The sequence below is a fragment of the Kaistella yonginensis genome (assembly GCF_030409525.1).
In the GTDB taxonomy this organism is placed as follows: domain Bacteria; phylum Bacteroidota; class Bacteroidia; order Flavobacteriales; family Weeksellaceae; genus Kaistella; species Kaistella yonginensis.
The window spans coordinates 141,973-156,280 of the sequence record NZ_JAUFQB010000002.1 but is presented as its reverse complement, the minus strand read 5'-3'; the positions used below and the strand labels follow the sequence as shown (position 1 = coordinate 156,280).

Genomic DNA, 14,308 nt, shown 5'->3' with positions numbered 1-14,308 from the left:
TTAATTGTAAAAATCAACCTTATACAGCAAGCTCATGCTCCCTTCTATTTTTTCGGAGAGCACCCTGCCATGGTTGTAATTTTTACCGCTTCCGTTGCGGGAAGATTTTTATTTCTTTCGACCAAACTTTCAATTATATTTTGAGTCGTTGTGTTATAAATTTCTGCAATTTTAGAACCTTCTTGTAAGGCTGCCGGTCGGCCAACATCGCCAGATTCACGAATACTTTGGATCAAAGGGATCTCACCTAAAACTGGAATACCCAAATCTTCTGCTAAAAATTGCGCTCCCTGATTTCCGAAAATATAATATTTATTATCCGGTAATTCTTCTGGAGTAAAATACGACATGTTTTCGATTAAACCTAAAACAGGAATATTAATACTCTCCATCTGGAACATTGCGATTCCTTTTCTTACGTCAGCCAGAGCTACGTGTTGTGGCGTACTTACAATCACGGCGCCGGTTACGGGAACCTCTTGAATAATGGACAAATGAATATCACCCGTTCCTGGAGGTAAATCGATTAATAGAAAATCCAATTCTCCCCAAGCAGCATCGCGAATCATTTGATTGAGTGCTTTAGAAGCCATTGGTCCTCGCCAAACGACCGCTTGGTTAGCACCAGAAAAATAACCAATAGAAAGCATTTTCACTCCATAATTCTCTACGGGTTTCATCATGCTTTTACCATCAACTTGCACGGTAATTGGTTTTGCGCCTTCGGTATCAAACATGGTTGGAATTGATGGCCCGTAAATATCTGCATCTAAAACCCCCACCTTAAAACCCATTTTCGCTAAAGTAATCGCAATGTTTGCAGCGACTGTAGATTTCCCTACACCACCTTTACCAGAAGCGATAGCGATAATATTTTGAATGCCTTTGATCTCTTTTCCTTTAATCTGACTTTGTTGAATTTCAGAGGGTTCGGGCGAAGCAATTTTTAATTTTAAAACGATTTGCTCGCCAAATTCTGATTCGAAAGCCTGCTTCATGGCAGCTTCTAGCTTTTTCTTTTCATGCATTGCAGGTGAATGCGCAGTCATATCGATATAAACATCATTTCCCATCACCTGGAAATTCTGAACCAAATCTGCCACTTCTATTTCTTTCAGAAATGCCTGAACTTTATCTTTTGTCAACATAATTTTTTCTAATAAATTGATTGACAAATTTAGGCAAATTTTTCTTATTTAGAATGAGTAAAATCTATGACAAATGTTTGATTTAGAAAAATCAAACGCGTGAGCCAGAAAACCAACAACCCTAAGGTCTCATTTTTTATTCAAATTTCAGCAATAATTCACTCGGACTGCTGGAACAAGGTTAATCTTCATATTCTGAAATGAAGATGGGAGTTTCATCAATTTTGATGATGCTATTTTTTTTGCTAAAATTCTCGACTTTATGGTATTCAAAAATGATGTTTACTTTATGATAATCATTGTCTTCTGCCAATTCTTCATCATTTTTATCATTGAGAATATTTAGCCAGGCATTTTTTTGTGCATTAAATTTAAAATTCAAAACCAAATCTTCGTCGCTTACCTCAAAACTATTGTACAAGGGTGTGGAAAAAATTTTCTTTGGAGAAAACGTAGGATTAGAGTTTTCTATTAAATATCGAAAATCAGTTTCGATGGCTTGAGTTTCGCTTTCCAAATTCCGTTTCTCACTATAGTTTTCTTTGTCATAAAAAAGCTTTCCATTTTGATATTTATAGTAAAATGGCTTAAAATCTTCTTTCACTTCATGATAATATCCAATAAAATCATTGAACTTTTGATTATTAATAAAGGTATAAATTTCTGGCGTTTTAGTTCTTTCTTCTTCGTAGCTATAAGGGAAATAGGTAAAAGAAACTTCAGCAGAATTCCCGTTCTTTGTATAAACATACGGAAAGGAAATATGGCGGTGACCGGGTTTAAAGATTCTTTTGAATTCGGGAACAGGATTTTTCAATGGGCCAAAATGCAGTAATGTTTCATCTTCATAAAAGCCGTACGAAAGCAATATTTTTGTACTGTCAGCGATGTTTTTATTATGTCGGCCATAGAGGGTGAATCTGTTTTTTTCGTAATTTGGCACAAAATACACCAACCCTTTATCTTGTAATTCCCATGTTCCCGTCATGAGCGTAGCATACGCTATAATCACAAAAGTATGATCTGGCTTTACAAAATGAAGGCCACCACGCAGATTATAAGCGCCCACAATATCTTTTGGCGATTGTGATTTCACAGCGTTTACAAAACCAAAGGTGAGCAAATAAAGAAGAAATATTTTTTTCATAGCTGTTTTTTTTTGATGCTGATCATCAAGAATTGTAAAGCTAAACTTAATCTTTTACGTAAAAATTAACTGACCTCAAAAAGACATGTTGAAATAAAAAACCCAACTTAAGAAAAAATTGGATTTACAATACTGTTCAAAGAATATTAATAATTCTCGTAAATTTCTTTTAAAATTCTCTGATCCACTTCAGTAAAGGGAACTTTTCTTCTAGCCATGGCTAATTCCGCAACTTCATAGGCTTTTTCTAATTTGAATTTTTCATCGCCTTTCATTCCGCCCCAAGAAAAACTATCGATTAAGTTTGGGGGAAATCCACTTTTGAAAATATTGGCTGCAACACCCACCACTGTTCCGGTATTAAATTGAGTGTTGATCGCTGCTTTCGAATGATCGCCCATAATTAATCCTGCAAATTGCAATCCTGTAGAGGAGAATTTTTTCGCTTTGTAATTCCATAATTTTACAATCGCATAATTATTTTTAAGATTTGATGAATTGGTATCTGCACCCAGATTACACCATTCACCAATCACTGAATTGCCAATAAATCCATCATGTCCTTTATTGGTATAACCAAAAATGACGATATTATTCACTTCACCACCAACTTTGCAATGTGGCCCAATCGTTGTTGCCCCATAAATTTTTGCCCCTAAATTAAATTTAGAATCCTCGCAAAGAGCGATTGGACCGCGAAGATTACAACCTTCCATCACTTCTGCATTTTTGCCAATATAAATTTTTCCTGTTTTGGTATTTAATGTTGAAAACTCTATCTCTGCGCCTTCTTCGATAAATAGATTTTTTTTATCGCCCATAAAACCATTCGTTTCTGATAGTTTGGCGGAGCTTCTTCCGTTTGTCAACAGTTCAAAATCAAAATCTATCGCCTTTTCATTAAAGGAAAATAAATCGGTTGGCTGCTTAAAAAACAAAACTTCTTCTTCGATATCGGTCATTTTTTCGATATGGCTTAACGAAAAATTCTGCATATTAATTCTTACCGCCAGCAGTTCATCTTTATAAACGAGGGCTTCTCCTAAGTTCAATTCTTTGATTAGGGTTAAAAGCGAATCACTCGGCAAAAAATTAGGAACGATGAAAAGGCTTTCTTTCAGTTCATATTTTTTAAATTTCTCTTGCAAATAATCTTCAGTGAGGTAAGAAACATCGGTAGAGCCCAGCAATTTTTGCCATCTTTCTGAAAAAGTTAGAATACCGCAACGCAATTCTGCTACGGGTCTGGTAAACGTAAGGGGTAAAAAATCTTCCCAAAATTGGGCATCTGAAAAAACGAGTTGCATAATTTAAAGACTTAAAGACTAGAGACGAATAGATTAGAGATATTAGATTTTGAAAAATTTATGATCTACTTTTTAATAAGTTCAAAAATACGAAGAATTATTCTTTCGCTGGTCTCTTTTTCTCTGGTTCTAAATGAAAAAAGTCTTTCAGAAAACCTGAAAGACTTTAATTATCATTACAATTCGAAAATTACTTTGCGAATTTTTTGTACTTGTTCATGAATTTATCAACTCTACCTGCGGTATCAACTAATTTCACTTTTCCGGTATAGAAAGGGTGAGAAGTTGAAGAGATTTCCATTTTAATTAATGGGTAAGTTGAACCTTCATAATCAATTGTATCTTTTGTATCTGCAGTAGATTTGCAAAGAAACATCTCGTCGTTACTCATATCTTTGAAAACAACAAGTCTATAATTTTCTGGGTGGATTCCGTTTTTCATAACTTATTTTATTATTAATAATTAAAGCTTTGCTTTCGAAATAGTAATGGTATTTCTCTGCTAAATTTTAGACCGCAAAAGTACAAATAATTTTCTAATCTCCAAATACTATATCAACTAAATTAATAATTTTTCCGTTCAACAATTTTAATTAAATTTGAAACCTATATCTATGCCCACTTCAATGAACAAATTTAAACTCATACTCGCTTTATCTTTTTGGACTCTTTTAACCGCAATGAGCTGTAATAGAGACGACATCAACTTTGAAAGCCCCACGCAACTGCTGCGTTTTTCAGCAGACACGCTTTTCTTGGATACCGTTTATAATCAAGTTCGGTCGGAAACGTATGCGGTAAAAATTTATAATAACGAAGATAAAGATGTTTTAATCCCAAAAATCACCCTGGAAAAAGGCGCTGCTTCACTGTATAGAATTAATGTTGATGGAAAATCAGGCACCGATTTTAGCAATATTCCTTTAAGAAAAAAAGACAGTTTGTACATTTTTGTAGAAATCGCACCCATTGCCAATGCGCCAGAAGCGATTGCCGAAGACCGTATCAATTTTGAAAGTCCGGCCGGAAAACAACACGTGACCTTATTTTCTGTTGTTCAGGATGCTGAATTTTACATTGAAAGCAAAACCAACCCCAATATTTTAAGTTCGAATACCAGCTGGTCCAACGATAAAGCCAAAATTATTTTTGGAGATTTAACCCTTGCAGAGGGCACCACCTTAAATATTGCAAAAGGCACCAACGTATATTTCCATAAAAGTAGTGGTCTAAAGATTTCTAAAAATGCTAAACTCAATATTGATGGGGATTTAGGAAGTGAAGTAATTTTCCGTGGTGACCGCAATGACCCGAGATACGACACCATTCCGAAAAACTGGCAAGGAATTTCGATGGAGGTAAATTCTACCTTGCACATGAATTATGCGAAAGTTATTGGAGGAACGGTAGGTTTACAAATGAATCAAACGACTGCAATCATCGATAATTCGATCTTCCATACGCATCAAGAATTTGGAATTTTGGCGATTAACTCAAATGTTACTGCTAAAAACTTAGTGATGAATAATTGTGGAAATGCCGACTTTGGGATTTTTAAAGGTGGCACCTATAACATCACTCATTCCACGCTAGCGAATTACTGGAATCTGAATTCTGCACTTCCAGGGTTAGGATTGTATGCAACTAATGAATACGAAAACGGAAATTCGATCGAGCAAGGTGCTTTGAATTTGACTGTTAAAAATTCAATTATTTACACCGATAATAGCAACGCGGTTCTGTTCAAACCGACTGCGGGACAGGTATTCAATTACAGCTTTCAGACTTCTTTACTGAAATATGGTGGTTCGGCAAATTACACTTTAGATGCAGGTTCCCTTAAAAATCAAGATCCAAAATTTCTGAATTATTTTACTCAAAAAATGAATCTTAGGTTGAAAGTTGATTCACCGGCGAAAGGAAAAGGAAATGTGGCGGTAGGAGCAACGGTACCGCTTGATATTGTAAAAGTTTCCAGAACGGTAAATCCAAGCATGGGTGCCTACCAATAGAATTGCGTCTTTAAGATTTAGAAACATGTAGTACAATATGCAAGGATTGCAGCCCGACTTGAATGGAGCTCTTTTTATTTTTAAGAATGGCTAAAAGGTGGGAAAAATAAAAAAGCGGGAATGGAAGGCGGAATTGTCTGCCATAAAAAACAATAAAAAATTAGAAATGATTCGGCCTCGCCTATGGTCTGCCCAACTAAAAAAAGAGATAAATTTTCTCTGACTTAATTTTAACATATGGAAATCACAAAACTTCAGCAGGAGGTTGACGAATGGATTAAAAATATCGGTGTTCGCTATTTTAACGAACTCACGAATATGGCGATGCTTACAGAGGAAGTTGGTGAAGTTGCCCGAATTATTGCCAGAAGATTTGGGGAACAAAGTGAAAAAGAATCCGATAAAAACAAAGATTTGGGCGAAGAATTAGCCGATGTTTTATTTGTTACTTTGTGTTTGGCGAATCAAACGGGAACTGACTTGCAGATGGCATTTGACCGCAAAATGAAGACAAAAACGGTACGCGATAAAGACCGGCATCAAAACAATGAAAAACTGAAATAAGAGTTGGCCTTTCTTATTTTGAAGGACAAAAACAGAAAAATGAAGCTTGAAAAATCAGAATTAAAAGACAATGAAACCATTGAAATCAGCGGTTCGAAAAGTATTTCGAATCGGCTTTTGATTTTGAGTTATCTCTTTGAAAATCTAATTATTGAAAATCTCTCAAACGCTCAGGACACCCAACTTTTACAAAATGCTTTGGAAAGCAATACAGAAATAATAGACATTCATCATGCCGGAACTGCAATGCGTTTCCTGACTTCTTACTTTGCGATTCAGCCAGGAAAAACAACGATTTTAACGGGTTCTGATCGCATGAAACAAAGACCGATTCTATTTTTGGTCGATGCGTTACGTAAGCTGGGTGCGAATATTTCTTATGTTGAAAAAGAAGGTTTTCCTCCTTTAAAAATTATTGGCAAAAAGTTAGAAAAAAGTTCGGTTACCATTCCGGCGCATATTTCGAGTCAGTTTATTTCTTCTTTAATGTTGATTGGTTCAAAATTAGAAAATGGGTTGCAAATTACTTTGGAGGGTAAAATCACCTCGCGACCTTATTTAGAAATGACTTTAAAAATTCTACGAAATATTGGGATTTTAACCCAATGGGAAGGTCAGATTATTCAGATTTTTCCCAATATTCAAAGTGATAAAAGTTCACAAATCACCAAGTGTATTACGGAAAGTGACTGGAGCTCTGCGTCCTACTTTTATTCGTTGGCCGCCATCGGCAGGAGGTCGATTAATTTGAAAAGCTTCCGACCTCATTCACTTCAAGGCGATTCTGTGCTTAAAGAGATTTATTGGAATTATTTTGGAGTCAACACAATTTCGCAAGGTTCTGAGAGTAAAATTTCCTTAATGCCAGAAAGCTCCTTTGTTTTTCCCGAGCAGATCTCTTTGGACATGAATGACTGTCCGGATATTGCGCAAACACTCTGTGTAACAGCTACGGCTTTGCAGATCCCGTTTGACCTTTCGGGGTTATCCACTTTAAAAGTGAAAGAAACAGATCGTTTAGTCGCTCTAAAAAACGAACTTTTTAAAATCGGCTGTATTTCTGAAATTACAGAAGACCGTATTTATTCAGTAAAATTTTTTGAACCCAATGAAAACATTTCGATTGAAACCTACGACGATCACCGAATGGCGATGAGTTTTGCACCGTTTTGCCTGATAACGCCCTTAACCATCGAAAATGAAAAGGTGGTCGATAAATCTTATCCACAGTTCTGGGCAGATTTAGCCCAAGTTCTCGATTCTAATTAAATGATAAAAATGACAATACTCATCACCGGCACCTCTGCCGGAATTGGTTTTACCCTGGCCGAATATTTGGGTAAAAAAGGACATACCGTATTCGGATTGAGCAGAAAAAACATAGACTCTCCCTATTTCACAACGATACCGACCGATATTACAAACAATACGCAAGTTCAAAATGCGATTGCCAAGGTTTTATCGACCGAAAAAAGAATTGATGTCCTGATCAATAACGCTGGTATGGGTATGGTTGGCGCGGTAGAAGATTCTTTGCAGGAAGAAATTCTGCAATTATTTAACCTAAATCTGGTAGGATCGGTGCAAATGATGTCGGCGGTTTTACCAAAGATGCGCGAACAGAAAATGGGAAAAATCATCAACATTTCAAGTATTGGAAGTGAAATGGGTTTGCCGTTTCGCGGATTTTATTCGGCCTCAAAATCTGCTTTAGATAAAGTTACAGAAGCCATTCGCTACGAAGTATCGCCTTGGAATATTCAAGTTTGTGCATTGCATTTGGGCGACATTAAAACAAATATTGCAGATAACAGAGTGAAAACCAAAGTTTCTGAGCCGTATCAATCTACATTTAATCAAGTATATTCTCTAATGAATACTCACGTGCAGGATGGCACAGAGCCACTTGAAGTTGCGGAATACCTAGAAAAACTGCTTGCAAAAAAATCATGGAAAGCGCATTTTTATTTCGGAAAATTCGGACAGCGAATCGGCGTACCCTTAAAATGGATTCTGCCGCAAAATTTTTATGAAAGTTTAATGAAGAAATATAATAAGCTGGATTAATTTGCATTGAAAATAAAAGTATATTTACCTGACCATTATATTAAAAAAAATGAAAGCACTCATCACTTTTATACTCGCTATTTCAACTGCGGCATCCTTCAGTGCGCAAGCCAATATTTTCAATGAAGCCTATCGCTTCACGAAATTCATGGATAAAATCACCACACCGAAAGGTCAATTTACGTATGGTGACATTGACGGCAACGCCTATTACAACACTAGTTTTCTAGCGGCAAATATTGAAAATGCGAACGCTGTTATCAATATTCGTTATAATAAATATACCGACACGGTAGAGATTTTGAAAGACGGAAACATTTATGTTTTGCCGAAAACAGAAAAATATGCAAGAATCGCTTTTGTAAATTCCCCGGAAATTTTGGTATATTTAAATTCCGGTGAAATGGAAGGGTATTATTTTGAGTTCATCCCCGGGAAATACCGTCTGCTGAAAAAACTAAAAACGGAATTCCGACCAGAAGTTCCTGCGGTGAACTCTTTTACTTCAACGGTACCGCCACGATTTGAAAATATAAATCCGGTTTATTATTTCGAAATCAATAATCAGTATGTTAAAGTGCCCAAAAACAGCAAAGATTTGGCGAATTTGTTCGGTGAGCAGCAAGCAGAGATTACCACATTCATCAAATCTAATAAACTGAAAATCAACCAGGAAATGGATCTGATCAGACTGGCTCAATTTATTAATAAATATTTTTTTTAACTTCGATAAAACCTTCCCATGAAAATTCTTCTCACGCTACTTCCACTATTTTTTGCTGGCGTTTTTTCACAGGCGCAGCAAATCAGTTTAGGCGAAATTGCTCGTAATGCCCGGTTCGACAAACAAATTGATGAATTTAATAATGGACAAACCAAGATTAAATATTCAGATATCAATGGAATACCCTACTACTATCCACAATTTACGACCGTCAAAGTAGGAGAAGGTACAGGCACTATTTCACTTCGATATAATATTTTTTTAGACACTATTGAAGTGGTTGAAAAAGAAGATGTGTATGAACTTTCGAAAGAAGAGCCGACGCCAGATTTTACATTTCTGAGCACGAAGGAAAAATTAGTTTATGTAAAAACCAATGACCAATATTCCGGTTATTTTTTCGAACTAGCTCCAGGTAAATTAAGAATATTAAAAAAGGTGAGCACTAAATATCAACCAGCCACACCAGCGCCAAATAGTTTAATTTCTGGAACCCCTGCCATGTTTATTTTGCAAAAACCCATCTACTTTATTCAGGCGGAAAATCGTTTAATTAAAATTCCGAAAAACACCAAAGAATTAGCAGCGGAGTTTCCGGCGCAAGCCAAAGAAATAAAAGATTTTATTGATCAGCAAAAGATCAAACTTAGCCGTGAAGAGGATTTAATAAAGCTGGGACAATTTTTGAACAAGTAGGCTTTTCAAGAAACCTATTCTCTATTTCTAATCCAACGGATACTTTAATCTGAAATAATAAATCAGTAAAAACAACCAAAAATAGCCGAGACAAAATCCTGCCAAAACATCACTTGGATAATGTACCATCAAGTAAATTCTACTCACTCCGATACTCACAGAAAGTCCCAGTAAAAATAACATCAACAGTAGTTTTATAGATTTTGGAAGGTGACTTAACCAGACGAAATACGCTAAAGTTCCGTAAAATATAAAACTGAAAGTCGCATGACCACTGGGAAAGCTATAACCTGTTTCGATCACCTCTAAAGGATATTGAGGCCGTGGTCTCTTAAACAAAACTTTGGTCAACCCAATCAAAATTAACCCTCCAGCGCCTGCCAAAAAAGTAAAAGCTGCCTTTCGGTAATACTTAAAAAGAATGAGCAAGACTATCAGTGCAGGATAGGCAATTTTAATAAAAGCAGGTGAACAAAGGTTGGTAATATCGATCATTAAATCAGTCAGCCCCTTTTGAATAATATGAGATTTGAAAAATTCAAAAATCAGCAAATCATCGTCTTGTTCTTTTTCTAAAAACACTTCATGAAGAATGGAAGCAAACAAAACCATTGCTCCAAGCATTAAAAAAAGAGACAGCAAAAGCTTCCAAGACCAAATCTTTTTAAAAAAAGAAAAATTCATCCTGCAAATTAATTAAAAAAGTTCACGCGCAATCTTTTTAATATTATCGCTTTTTCCCATCGAATAGAAATGCAGCACTGGAACTCCAAAATCCAGTAATTCGCGACATTGATTAATTGCCCATTCTACTCCAATCTGCTTGATGGCAGCATTATCCCTTGCTTTTTCAACCGCAGAAATTAAATCTTCTGGCAAATCGATTTTAAAAACTTGAGGTAATAATTGCAAATGTCTTTTGGTAGCGATTGGTTTTATTCCGGGAATAATTGGAACGTTTATTCCCATTTCTCGCGCCTGTTTTACAAATTCTATGAACTTTTTATTGTCGAAAAACATTTGCGTAACCACGTAATCTGCACCTGCATCTACTTTTTCTTTCAGCCATTTCAGATCGTAATTCATCGAGGGAGCTTCAATATGTTTTTCTGGATAACCCGCCACACCAACACAAAATTTGTTATTCCCATCAGCAATTTGTGCATCGTGTAGATATTTCCCACGGCCCAAATCATTCATTTGCTTAACCAAATCGACTGCGTTTTTATGACCACCAATTGTTGGTTCAAAATATTGTTGTCCTTTCATCGCATCACCTCGCAAAGCCATAATATTTTCGATTCCCAAATACATACAATCCACCAAAAGATATTCGGTTTCTTCTTTCGTAAAACCGCCACACAGAACGTGCGGCACGGTGTCAACATTATATTTGTGCTGAATTGCGGAACAAATTCCTAAAGTTCCGGGACGCATTCTTGTGATTTTTCTTTCCATTAAACCATTCCCTTTATCCAAATAAATATATTCTTCCCGAGAAGTGGTAACATCGATGAACGGTGGTTTAAATTCCATCAATGGATCAATATTTTTATATAAATCTTCAATCCCAATTCCTTTTTGTGGTGGTACAACTTCGAGCGAAAAAAGGGTTTTTCCGTTGGCGTTTTTTATATGATCTGTTATTTTCATGTTTTAAAAATTCATCGGGTAAATCCCGATTTTGATGATTTTAGATCATCGGACGTTGTCCGATGCTATTGATTTCGGTCTTTCAGACCTTTGATTTTAGTCTTTCTAATTAATCGCACTTCGTGCGATTTTGATGATTTTGGTCTTTCAGACCTTTATATTTTTTTCAAATCCACCTTGAATTCTAAAAAATTCATTTGTGTTCTTTGTGTAATTCTTTGTGACTTTATGGTTAAATCAAGCCAAATTAGGGCTCAACCATTTTCTAGCAAACTCCAATTCCACACCTTTTCTCTCTGCATAATCTTGCAATTGATCTTCAGAAATTTTTCCAACCCCGAAATATTTGGATTTTGGGTTTGCAAAATAATAGCCAGAAACTGCAGCAGTTGGAAACATCGCCATACTTTCTGTGAGTTCTAAACCGATGTTTTCTTTTACTTTTAGTAATTCCCAAATCGTTGGTTTTTCCAAATGATCAGGACAAGCAGGATAACCTGGAGCAGGACGAATTCCTAAATATTTTTCTGCAATTAAATCTTCGTTTTCTAAATTTTCATTTTCTACGTAACCCCAAAATTCTGTACGAACTTTGTGATGCAAATATTCTGCAAATGCTTCTGCAAGACGATCTGCTAATGCTTTTACGATAATCGCGTTATAATCATCGCCTTCATCGTAATATTTTTGCGCCAATTCTTCGGTTCCAAATCCAGTAGTTACGGCAAAAGCACCGACATAATCTTGAATTCCAGAAGTTTTTGGAGCAATAAAATCGCTTAAAGCGTGATATTCTTTTCCGGCAGATTTTTTTAATTGTTGTCTTAAAGTTCGGAATTTGGAGATTTCATTTCCTTGTTCATCTGAAATTAAAATATCATCATTTTCATTAGAATTCGCGGGAAAAATTCCGAAAATTCCTTTTGCAGTAAAGAGTTTTTCGTCAAGAATTTTATTTAATAAAACTTTGGCTTCTTTATATAAAATGGTGGCTTGTTCTCCAACAACTTCATCGGTTAAAATCTGTGGATATTTTCCGTGTAATTCCCAACTTCGGAAGAATGGCGTCCAATCCATAAAATCCAACAATTCTCGCAAATCTTGATTTTCGATGATGTGAATTCCTAAATTTTTTGGTTTCGTGATTTGCTCATTTTTCCAATCAATTTTGAAATTTTGTTTTCTTGCTACATCAATCGTCACGTACACTTTCTCAATTTGACGATCTAAAAATTTCACGCGAAAATCTTCGTAATCCACTTTTAAATCTGCTTTATATTTTTCATTATTGTGATCTAAAAGTTGCGAAACAACACCAACTGCTCTGGAAGCATCATTCACGTGAACAACCGTGTGTCCATATTTTGGAAATATCTTTACCGCAGTATGCGCTTTTGAAGTTGTTGCACCACCGATTAATAAAGGGAAATTCAAGTTTTTTCTTTGCAATTCATCGGCAACGTGAACCATTTCATCTAAACTTGGGGTAATTAATCCGCTCAAACCGATGACATCAACATTGTTATCAATTGCTGCTTGAATAATTTTTTCGGCCGGAACCATTACTCCTAAATCTACAATTTCATAATTGTTACAACCCAAAACTACACTCACAATATTTTTACCAATATCGTGTACATCGCCTTTTACGGTTGCCATCAAAATTTTTCCGTTGGGTTTTTGCTTCTCATCTTTTTCTGCTTCGATGAAAGGTTGAAGATAAGCAACGGCTTTTTTCATCACCCTCGCAGATTTTACAACTTGTGGCAAAAACATTTTTCCGCTCCCAAATAAATCTCCAACAACTCCCATTCCGGTCATCAAATTTATTTCAATTACATCTAAAGGTCGTGTCGAAATACTTCTCGCTTCTTCTACATCTTCGATGATAAATCGGTCAATTCCTTTTACCAAAGCGTGTGTAATTCTATCTTGCAAAGGATCTTTACGCCATTCCAATTCTTCTACGAATTCTTTTTTGGTAGATTTTACACGTTCAGAATAATCTAAAAGTCTTTCTGTTGCATCTTCTCTTCGATCCAACATCACATCTTCCACCAATTCTAAAAGTTCTTTAGGGATTTCGTCATAGACTTCCAACATCGATGGATTCACGATTCCCATATTCATGCCCGCTTTTATGGCGTGATATAAAAAGACAGAATGCATCGCTTCTCGCACATTATCATTTCCACGGAAAGAAAAGGAAACATTGGAAACGCCGCCACTTACGGAAACATTTGGTAAATTTTCTCGGACCCATTTTGTGGCTTCAATAAAATCTAAAGCATTTCTACGATGTTCGTCCATTCCGGTTGCAACTGGGAAAATATTCAAATCGAAAATAATATCTTCGGAAGGAAATTTTACAATCTCGGTTAAAATTCGATAACTTCTGGTACAGATTTCGATTCTACGATCGTAATTATCGGCTTGTCCGTTTTCATCAAAAGCCATCACTATTACTGCTGCTCCATATCTTTTGATGGTTTTTGCGTGATGAATAAATTCTTCTTCACCTTCTTTCAAACTGATGGAATTTACTACAGATTTTCCTTGAACAACTTGTAATCCGGCTTCCAAAATTTCCCATTTTGAGGAATCAATCATAATCGGAATTCGGGAAATATCTGGTTCGGAAGCGATTAGATTTAAAAATTTTACCATCGCATATTTTCCATCGAGCAATCCATCATCGAAATTGACATCCAGAATTTGCGCGCCACCATCAACTTGATGCCGAGCAATATCAAGTGCTTCAGAATAATTGCCTTCTTTAATCAATCGCAAGAATTTTTTGGACCCTGCGACGTTGGTTCGTTCTCCAACATTGATAAAGTTGGATTCTGGAGTTATAATTAATGGTTCTAAACCTGATAATTTTAAGTATTTCATAATTTTTTTTTAATTTTAAAAGTCCTGAAAGGACTTAATCACTAACATCGGACGAAGTCCGATGAATATTAGAGGGCAAATTAACTAGCCCTGAA

General features: G+C 35.8%; 13 protein-coding genes. 6 read left to right on the top strand and 7 right to left on the bottom strand.

What is annotated here, in order from left to right:
• Nucleotides 1–44: 44 nt before the first annotated feature.
• From QWY78_RS00770 to QWY78_RS00755, 4 genes are all read right to left on the bottom strand, one after another.
• A complete protein-coding gene (locus tag QWY78_RS00770; RefSeq protein ID WP_290215760.1) occupies nucleotides 45–1,148 on the bottom strand; it encodes an Mrp/NBP35 family ATP-binding protein in 1,104 nt (367 codons plus the stop codon).
• Between the two features lie 181 nt (nucleotides 1,149–1,329).
• Nucleotides 1,330–2,295 carry a hypothetical protein gene (locus tag QWY78_RS00765; RefSeq protein WP_290215759.1) on the bottom strand — a complete coding sequence of 322 codons (966 nt, stop codon included), beginning with the start codon at nucleotides 2,293–2,295 and terminating at the stop codon, nucleotides 1,330–1,332.
• Nucleotides 2,296–2,441: 146 nt separating this feature from the next.
• Nucleotides 2,442–3,602, bottom strand: coding sequence for a GlmU family protein (locus tag QWY78_RS00760; protein ID WP_290215758.1), 1,161 nt, complete (start codon nucleotides 3,600–3,602; stop codon nucleotides 2,442–2,444).
• A gap of 190 nt (nucleotides 3,603–3,792) precedes the next feature.
• Nucleotides 3,793–4,044, bottom strand: a complete 252-nt coding sequence (locus QWY78_RS00755) for a type B 50S ribosomal protein L31 (RefSeq protein ID WP_290215757.1) — start codon at nucleotides 4,042–4,044, stop codon at nucleotides 3,793–3,795.
• Between the two features lie 184 nt (nucleotides 4,045–4,228).
• Here QWY78_RS00755 and QWY78_RS00750 point away from each other — a divergent pair, with 184 nt between their 5' ends.
• From QWY78_RS00750 to QWY78_RS00725, 6 genes are all read left to right on the top strand, one after another.
• Nucleotides 4,229–5,614 carry a hypothetical protein gene (locus QWY78_RS00750; RefSeq protein ID WP_290215756.1) on the top strand — a complete coding sequence of 462 codons (1,386 nt, stop codon included), beginning with the start codon at nucleotides 4,229–4,231 and terminating at the stop codon, nucleotides 5,612–5,614.
• 237 nt (nucleotides 5,615–5,851) lie between these two features.
• Nucleotides 5,852–6,178, top strand: coding sequence for a nucleotide pyrophosphohydrolase (locus QWY78_RS00745; RefSeq protein ID WP_290215755.1), 327 nt, complete (start codon nucleotides 5,852–5,854; stop codon nucleotides 6,176–6,178).
• A 39-nt stretch (nucleotides 6,179–6,217) separates the two neighbouring features.
• Nucleotides 6,218–7,447, top strand: a complete 1,230-nt coding sequence (locus tag QWY78_RS00740) for a 3-phosphoshikimate 1-carboxyvinyltransferase (RefSeq protein WP_290215754.1) — start codon at nucleotides 6,218–6,220, stop codon at nucleotides 7,445–7,447.
• A 9-nt stretch (nucleotides 7,448–7,456) separates the two neighbouring features.
• Nucleotides 7,457–8,245: an SDR family oxidoreductase gene (locus tag QWY78_RS00735; RefSeq protein WP_435389026.1), complete on the top strand. Its 789-nt coding sequence runs from the start codon at nucleotides 7,457–7,459 to the stop codon at nucleotides 8,243–8,245.
• A gap of 49 nt (nucleotides 8,246–8,294) precedes the next feature.
• Nucleotides 8,295–8,969: a hypothetical protein gene (locus tag QWY78_RS00730; RefSeq protein ID WP_290215752.1), complete on the top strand. Its 675-nt coding sequence runs from the start codon at nucleotides 8,295–8,297 to the stop codon at nucleotides 8,967–8,969.
• Between the two features lie 18 nt (nucleotides 8,970–8,987).
• Nucleotides 8,988–9,665, top strand: a complete 678-nt coding sequence (locus QWY78_RS00725; RefSeq protein ID WP_290215751.1) for a hypothetical protein — start codon at nucleotides 8,988–8,990, stop codon at nucleotides 9,663–9,665.
• 27 nt (nucleotides 9,666–9,692) lie between these two features.
• Here the strand turns inward: QWY78_RS00725 and QWY78_RS00720 are convergent, their stop codons facing one another.
• The 3 genes from QWY78_RS00720 to metH form a co-directional block, all read right to left on the bottom strand.
• The gene (locus tag QWY78_RS00720; RefSeq protein WP_290215750.1) at nucleotides 9,693–10,349 is read right to left on the bottom strand and encodes a phosphatase PAP2 family protein; all 657 of its coding nucleotides are present in this window, start codon (nucleotides 10,347–10,349) and stop codon (nucleotides 9,693–9,695) included.
• A gap of 12 nt (nucleotides 10,350–10,361) precedes the next feature.
• Nucleotides 10,362–11,318, bottom strand: a complete 957-nt coding sequence (gene metF / locus QWY78_RS00715; RefSeq protein ID WP_290215749.1) for a methylenetetrahydrofolate reductase [NAD(P)H] — start codon at nucleotides 11,316–11,318, stop codon at nucleotides 10,362–10,364.
• Between the two features lie 237 nt (nucleotides 11,319–11,555).
• Nucleotides 11,556–14,213 (bottom strand): methionine synthase, encoded by a 2,658-nt coding sequence (metH, locus tag QWY78_RS00710; protein WP_290215748.1) that lies wholly within the window; start codon nucleotides 14,211–14,213, stop codon nucleotides 11,556–11,558.
• Nucleotides 14,214–14,308 lie beyond the last annotated feature (95 nt).

Excerpts from the sequence above, each read along its gene's own strand:
- QWY78_RS00770 (WP_290215760.1), bottom strand. The coding sequence starts at position 1,148 with ATGTTGACAAAAGATAAAGTTCAGGCATTTCTGAAAGAAATAGAAGTG.
- QWY78_RS00765 (WP_290215759.1), bottom strand. The coding sequence starts at position 2,295 with ATGAAAAAAATATTTCTTCTTTATTTGCTCACCTTTGGTTTTGTAAAC.
- QWY78_RS00760 (WP_290215758.1), bottom strand. The coding sequence starts at position 3,602 with ATGCAACTCGTTTTTTCAGATGCCCAATTTTGGGAAGATTTTTTACCC.
- QWY78_RS00755 (WP_290215757.1), bottom strand. The coding sequence starts at position 4,044 with ATGAAAAACGGAATCCACCCAGAAAATTATAGACTTGTTGTTTTCAAA.
- QWY78_RS00750 (WP_290215756.1), top strand. The coding sequence starts at position 4,229 with ATGAACAAATTTAAACTCATACTCGCTTTATCTTTTTGGACTCTTTTA.
- QWY78_RS00745 (WP_290215755.1), top strand. The coding sequence starts at position 5,852 with ATGGAAATCACAAAACTTCAGCAGGAGGTTGACGAATGGATTAAAAAT.
- QWY78_RS00740 (WP_290215754.1), top strand. The coding sequence starts at position 6,218 with ATGAAGCTTGAAAAATCAGAATTAAAAGACAATGAAACCATTGAAATC.
- QWY78_RS00735 (WP_435389026.1), top strand. The coding sequence starts at position 7,457 with ATGACAATACTCATCACCGGCACCTCTGCCGGAATTGGTTTTACCCTG.
- QWY78_RS00730 (WP_290215752.1), top strand. The coding sequence starts at position 8,295 with ATGAAAGCACTCATCACTTTTATACTCGCTATTTCAACTGCGGCATCC.
- QWY78_RS00725 (WP_290215751.1), top strand. The coding sequence starts at position 8,988 with ATGAAAATTCTTCTCACGCTACTTCCACTATTTTTTGCTGGCGTTTTT.
- QWY78_RS00720 (WP_290215750.1), bottom strand. The coding sequence starts at position 10,349 with ATGAATTTTTCTTTTTTTAAAAAGATTTGGTCTTGGAAGCTTTTGCTG.
- metF (WP_290215749.1), bottom strand. The coding sequence starts at position 11,318 with ATGAAAATAACAGATCATATAAAAAACGCCAACGGAAAAACCCTTTTT.
- metH (WP_290215748.1), bottom strand. The coding sequence starts at position 14,213 with ATGAAATACTTAAAATTATCAGGTTTAGAACCATTAATTATAACTCCA.